This is a genomic window from Tissierella sp. P1 (assembly GCF_002266425.1).
In the GTDB taxonomy this organism is placed as follows: domain Bacteria; phylum Bacillota; class Clostridia; order Tissierellales; family Tissierellaceae; genus Tissierella; species Tissierella carlieri.
Genome location: NZ_NPMN01000077.1, coordinates 1 through 1,706, shown reverse-complemented (window position 1 = coordinate 1,706; position 1,706 = coordinate 1). Strand labels below are relative to the sequence as shown.

Genomic DNA, 1,706 nt, shown 5'->3' with positions numbered 1-1,706 from the left:
AAATTTATAAACAAAACAGTGTGAGTCCTTATGAACTCCTTAGAAAGGAGGTGATCCAGCCGCACCTTCCGATACGGCTACCTTGTTACGACTTCACCCCAGTCATTGACCCTACCTTCGACAGCTGCCTCCTTGCGGTTAGCTCACTGGCTTCGGGTATTGCCAACTCCCATGGTGTGACGGGCGGTGTGTACAAGACCCGGGAACGCATTCACCGCGACATTCTGATTCGCGATTACTAGCAACTCCGACTTCATGCAGGCGAGTTGCAGCCTGCAATCCGAACTGGGATCGGCTTTAAGAGATTGGCAACTTATCGCTAAGTAGCTACTCGTTGTACCGACCATTGTAGCACGTGTGTAGCCCAGGACATAAAGGGCATGATGATTTGACGTCATCCCCACCTTCCTCCGATTTATCATCGGCAGTCCCTCTAGAGTGCTCAGCCGAACTGTTAGCAACTAAAGGCAAGGGTTGCGCTCGTTGCGGGACTTAACCCAACATCTCACGACACGAGCTGACGACAACCATGCACCACCTGTCACCTCAGTCCCCGAAGGGAAAGGATTATCTCTAATCCGGTCCGAGGGATGTCAAGCCCTGGTAAGGTTCTTCGCGTTGCTTCGAATTAAACCACATGCTCCGCTGCTTGTGCGGGTCCCCGTCAATTCCTTTGAGTTTCATACTTGCGTACGTACTCCCCAGGCGGAGTGCTTAATGCGTTAGCTGCGGCACCGAGGTTTGACCCCCAACACCTAGCACTCATCGTTTACGGCGTGGACTACCAGGGTATCTAATCCTGTTCGCTCCCCACGCTTTCGTGCATCAGCGTCAGTATAAGTCCAGAAAGTCGCCTTCGCCACTGGTATTCCTCCTAATATCTACGCATTTCACCGCTACACTAGGAATTCCACTTTCCTCTCCTTAACTCAAGCCTTCCAGTTTCAAATGCTTACCACGGTTGAGCCGTGACCTTTCACATCTGACTTAAAAGGCCGCCTACGCACCCTTTACGCCCAATAAATCCGGACAACGCTTGCCCCCTACGTATTACCGCGGCTGCTGGCACGTAGTTAGCCGGGGCTTCCTCCTAGGGTACCGTCATTATCGTCCCCTAGGACAGAACTTTACGACCCGAAGGCCTTCATCGTTCACGCGGCGTCGCTGCATCAGAGTTTCCTCCATTGTGCAATATTCCCCACTGCTGCCTCCCGTAGGAGTCTGGACCGTGTCTCAGTTCCAGTGTGGCCGTTCACCCTCTCAGGCCGGCTACCCATCGCGGTCTTGGTGAGCCGTTACCTCACCAACTAACTAATGGGACGCGAGACCATCTTTCACCGCTTTACGCTTTGACTAATTCTTCATGCGAAGAATTAGTATCATAAGGTATTAATCCCAGTTTCCCGAGGCTATCCCTTTGTGAAAGGCAGGTTTCTCACGCGTTACTCACCCGTCCGCCGCTAAGATAATCAAAGCTTCAATCCGAAGAAATCTGCTTTGAAAACTTCGCTCGACTTGCATGTGTTAGGCACGCCGCCAGCGTTCGTCCTGAGCCAGGATCAAACTCTCATAAAAAAGTCTGATTAGCTCAAAATTTAGCTAGCTTTAAAAAGCTAATTTGTTACTTGTGTGTTTTATAATTCAAAGTTACTCACACTGTTTAGTTGTCTAGGTTCTTGCACCCCTTACGAGGTGACTTACTTATT

Annotated in this window: 1 rRNA gene; it reads right to left on the bottom strand. The window is 50.5% G+C overall.

The features are described from left to right. Window positions 1-43: 43 nt before the first annotated feature. A 16S ribosomal RNA gene (locus CIW83_RS21770) occupies window positions 44-1,575 on the bottom strand. Between the last annotated feature and the right edge of the window lie 131 nt (window positions 1,576-1,706).